This is a genomic window from Candidatus Cloacimonadota bacterium, assembly GCA_034661015.1.
Lineage (GTDB): Bacteria > Cloacimonadota > Cloacimonadia > JGIOTU-2 > JGIOTU-2 > JAYEKN01.
Window position 1 is genome coordinate 1 of record JAYEKN010000004.1, and the last position, 4,625, is coordinate 4,625.

The following is a 4,625-nucleotide window of genomic DNA, read 5'->3' on the forward strand; positions in this document are numbered from 1 at the left end:
TGTTTTTTTAATAGCCCAGCCATTCATGGCTGGGTAAAAAAACAAACGAAATAATCAAGGGCGTTCACGCCCGTATATTTCTCCCCAAAACGCCATAAATGGCGTAAGATAATTTGTCCGATTTTTTTCCTATCCGTAAACGGATAGGCTATTTTTTTTCAATTTCACAATTCACAATTCATAATTCATAATTCATAATTCCCCTCCCCCTTTTCCCTTCAGCGAATATACAAAATAAAAAAAGCCCCTACCGTCAAAAGTAACAGTAGGAGCATATTATTATATAGATTGAATAAAGAAGCTATCTGAGAAGTATAGTGTTTATAATTTGAGTATTATTTCCTGCTTTTAGTCTATAGAAGTATAATCCGCTTGAAACCTGATTCCCATTGCTATCATTTCCATTCCAAGTTGTATTATGTTCGCCTTGAGATTGGAAACCGCTAACAAGAGTCCGCACTCTTTCACCTTTAATATTGTAAACAGCAATATTTACGTTCTTCGCATTTTGAAGAGCATAACTGATCGTGCTTGAATTCATAAATGGATTTGGAAAAGATTGAATCGTTCCAACTGCAATTTCAGATTGAGGTTCACCTATGGCGTTACAAATATTTTCGTATGGAGTTGGCCCACCAAAAGCACCCATATCATTTCTGGAACCATCTAAATCAAAATAATCAGGATCAGGAGTACCGGCATCTATACAAGGTGAACCGGTTTGTAATGCCCAATTTGCTGCAAGAGCATCATATCCCGTGCCGATTCCGGCAGTTGGTGCGATGAACAGCGGATCTTCATCAATATTTCCTTCGCCTTCAAAACCACTGGTTATGCAGGTGTATGTAATCGTAGGAGGTCCATAGGGGGCAAAGAATAAATCCGCAACATCTTCTTGAATGATACAATTATAGAATGTCGGGAAAGCATTAAATAAGAAAAAGAGATAGGGTGTACCATTTGTAGATTCATTATTGATGAATGTGTTGTTCACAAAATTTGCATCCGAACCGCTCTTGAGAACTGCTGCTCCAAAAGTGCCGGAATTGTTGGCGAAAATATTGTTTTCTACTGTTATTGCAGAACCAACGCATTGAATTCCACCGGTTAAATTTCCACTTGTGTTATTAGCAATAATATTTTGCCTAACCAATACTGTATCCGAATTATTCACATCAATAGCTGCTGCCTTAGAGGAACTTTCATTCTCAAAAAAGACGTTCTTAATAATTTGAACATGGGAATTATCAATCCGTATTGCACCATCAGTTGCTTTGGAAATTTTACATCCTCTGATAATATTATCTTGCTGAGAATTAAAGACGTAAAAACCTTTCCAGTTTTCATCTGAAGTAATAATGATTGGGTTTGAAATGTCTTCAATGGCATCTGCAACCAACTTGCCCTTAACTTCTATCATTTTGTCTGGGGCAACATTGATTGTTACGCCGGGTTCAATCGTCAATTCTGCATCTACCGGAATTGAAGTATCATCAGAAATGTAATAAGGATTATTCTCCTGAGTCCAAATACCTGCCACTTCACCTGAAATAGCACTTCCATCTGTAACAGTGATAAAATCCTCAGAAGTTTTTGTTACCGATTCACCTTGACTGGTAACAGTTAAAATTACATCATAAGATCCAATTTCAGTATAGAGAAGGAAAGGTTCCGGTTCTGTGGAATCAATAGTTCCGTCTCCATCCAAATCCCATTCCCAACTGTCAATTCCTTCGGGAGAAAAAGAATGATCAATGAATTGAACTCCAAGATTGGCTGGTCCATTTGTTACAACTGCGTCAAAATTTGCAGTTAACCCAAAAGTTTCAATAGCCGTATCTAATGCTGATTGAACATTTGAAAAATAGTTGCCGTTGTAATAACAGACATTTAATGCTCCAATTACAGCAAACAGAGGAATATAGCCATTTCCGAATGGCCCTGAACTCCCAATGCCATTATAATAAGTACTGTTTGGCCAGATTGTTTGAGAGATGAAATACACATTTTGCCCAGCATTAGTATATTCGACCCAGAGGTCTTCAAAAAGCGGCGCCGCCGCTGTACAACTTGGTCAACTTGTACCACCCCAGAATAATACAACGGCTGTTCCCTGCTCAGTCAATTCGTAAATTGAATGGGCTGCACCCGTATTATCTGTCCAGCTATAATCATTGACCGTATCACCAACATTATAAACGGCAAAAAGAGAGCCTGAAATGAGGAGAACTACGGTCAAAATAATTAATTTTTTCATTTTTCCTTCCTTCTTGTGATATTATTTTAGTAACCGTTTTTTTTTATTCAACAAATATGATGTCAAGTTTTGTTTGTCTTGATGTTGGGCGGTCTAAATTTTCGATCTCAATCTTTGAGAATATTGCACTTCCGATAACAATTCATCACTATCGCTGACAGTTTCAATAAACCAAATTTTCCGTTTTCCCTTCTCCGTTTTTCCTTTTTCGCCGTTACTCTTTCGTTGTTAATTTTTCGGCAATTTTGCGTCTAAAATTTAGGATTCCAAAATATCCCCAATAAACGCTTCCGCCAACCGATATTCCCAAAATTGCTCCTCCAAAAATATCCAAGGGATAATGTACACCAATATAAATACGTGAGAAACCGATTAACAGAGCAAAAAAATAAAAATAATAAAAACGGTTTCGATAAAAAAGAGTGAGCATGGTAGCAAGACCAAAAATGTTTGCTGCGTGATTGGATGGAAAAGCGAAAGATGATTTGTGACCAAAAAAAAACCTTCCCCCTTTTAAAAAAATGTGTATTCCGTTGTTAAAATAAGCGGGATTACACGGACGTAATCGTCCAAAAAGAGGTTTCAAAAAGCGATAAGCGATCAAATCGGTCAGGGCAAAAGTGATAATTATTAAAATAATAACCGGAATTGCCTGCTTTTTTTTTACGATTACAAAAATAATTAGTGCGATTAATCCCGGTATAATCCAATTTTTTTCCTCGGTTATGAAAGGAAAAATAATATCGAATATTGGGCTGGCAATTGTATTGTTAAAAAAAAGAAAAATTTGTCTGTCTAATACAATTAAAAAATGCATCATTTTATGATTCTCCGGTTATTTTGGATTTTTAGAATTATGTCTTGATATGGTAATTAGTGACCATCCGTAAAGTAGCATATCAAGTAAAATATATTCTTCATCCTTTTTACAACTCATCCCCTAACCCCTTCTCTTCAAAGAGAAGGGGAACTTTTGTCTCCCTCTCCTCGATAGGAGAGGGTCGGGGTGAGGTCGAAAAATCTATACTTTACGGACAGACTCTAATTATCCATTTTCACTTTTCCCTATTGGACGATTGGAATCAAGATGAACATCAAGTTGGGGGAAAGCAATTTCGATATCTGCTTTTCGGAAGAGCTCTTCAATGCGGAATCTGAGATCGCTTTCAATCTGAAGCATATCAATTGGTTTTTCAAAATTTGTCCAGAAGCGGACCTCAAAAACGAGTGAACTATCTGCAAAATCAAGAAAAAGTACTGTGGGTTTCGGTTTTTCTTCAATTTTGTGATGCTCAATTGCAGCTCTCATTATCAATTTTTCAACCTTTTTTACAGGTGATCCATAAGCAACTCCGACCACTACTTTCCTGCGAACGATTGTGTCAATTAGCGACCAATTGGTGATTGTATTCTCCATCAATTTACTATTCGGGATTGTGATTCTCATATTATCAAAAGTTCGGATTCTCGTTGAGCGAGCCCCAATATGTTCGATAATTCCTGAATTGTTCTCTACTTCGATAATATCACCAATTTTGTGCTGCTTTTCACTCATTAAGACCATCCCACTAATAAAATTATTGAGAAGTTCTTTGCTTCCGAAACCAACTCCGATCGCAAGCGAACCACCTATAATCGTAAATGCTGTAAGGGGGATTCCGACAATTGACAGACAAAATAAGATTACAATTATGATAAGGATATATTTAATCAGAGTTTCAATATTTTTACTTGTATCAATATCTAAATCCATTCTTTTTTGAAAAAGTTTATTGATCTCTAACGAAAAATATTTAGATAATCGTAAACCAAAAATGAGAATTACAAATCCGATAATAAGATTACCCAAATTTACAGGATTATCCTTAATGTTGAAGATGTTTGCAGCCCATATTGACATAAGAACCTTAAAGGAAAAACCGAGGATGTTAAGAGAAAATGCTAAGATAATTACTCCAAAAAACAAGTAAAAAAGATTTTCAATTAACTTGTTTGTTTTTACATCCTCAACCTTCTTCTTGAAGAACGGAAAAATCAGTTTGACAAGCAGTTTTCTCATAATTATCCACAAAATCAAAAATAGTGAGATTGCTAATACAATATTCCCTAACTTTATTGAAATCACTTGATTAGAAATTATTCTGTAATTCCAAATAGGAACCAAAGTGTCATAAAAAGGATGGAGTTTTGAAATAATATTTTTAATCATAATTTATTAATCTCCGTTTGCGAAAATTTGTGTTGATAAATACGGTTTGGAAATAATCTGTAAACTTTTATGGAAAATTAATCTAATAGGATGAGTCCACTTAAAAACGGGGGTTAAACCATTTCGCCATGGGCGAATCTAAGGATAAAATGGTTAAAT

Annotated in this window: 4 protein-coding genes; all 4 read right to left on the bottom strand. The window is 35.6% G+C overall.

What is annotated here, in order from left to right; all coding sequences use genetic code 11:
• Nucleotides 1-301: 301 nt before the first annotated feature.
• The 4 genes from U9P79_00040 to U9P79_00055 all read right to left on the bottom strand — a co-directional run bounded on the left by U9P79_00040 (nt 302) and on the right by U9P79_00055 (nt 4,466).
• Nucleotides 302-2,005, bottom strand: a complete 1,704-nt coding sequence (locus U9P79_00040; GenBank protein MEA2103023.1) for a FlgD immunoglobulin-like domain containing protein — start codon at nt 2,003-2,005, stop codon at nt 302-304.
• Nucleotides 2,006-2,074: 69 nt separating this feature from the next.
• Entirely contained in the window at nt 2,075-2,257 is a 183-nt protein-coding gene (locus U9P79_00045; GenBank protein ID MEA2103024.1) for a hypothetical protein, read from the bottom strand.
• 214 nt (nt 2,258-2,471) lie between these two features.
• On the bottom strand, nt 2,472-3,077 hold the full coding sequence (locus tag U9P79_00050; GenBank protein MEA2103025.1) for a phosphatase PAP2 family protein: 606 nt from the start codon (nt 3,075-3,077) through the stop codon (nt 2,472-2,474).
• 225 nt (nt 3,078-3,302) lie between these two features.
• Nucleotides 3,303-4,466, bottom strand: a complete 1,164-nt coding sequence (locus U9P79_00055) for a mechanosensitive ion channel (protein ID MEA2103026.1) — start codon at nt 4,464-4,466, stop codon at nt 3,303-3,305.
• Between the last annotated feature and the right edge of the window lie 159 nt (nt 4,467-4,625).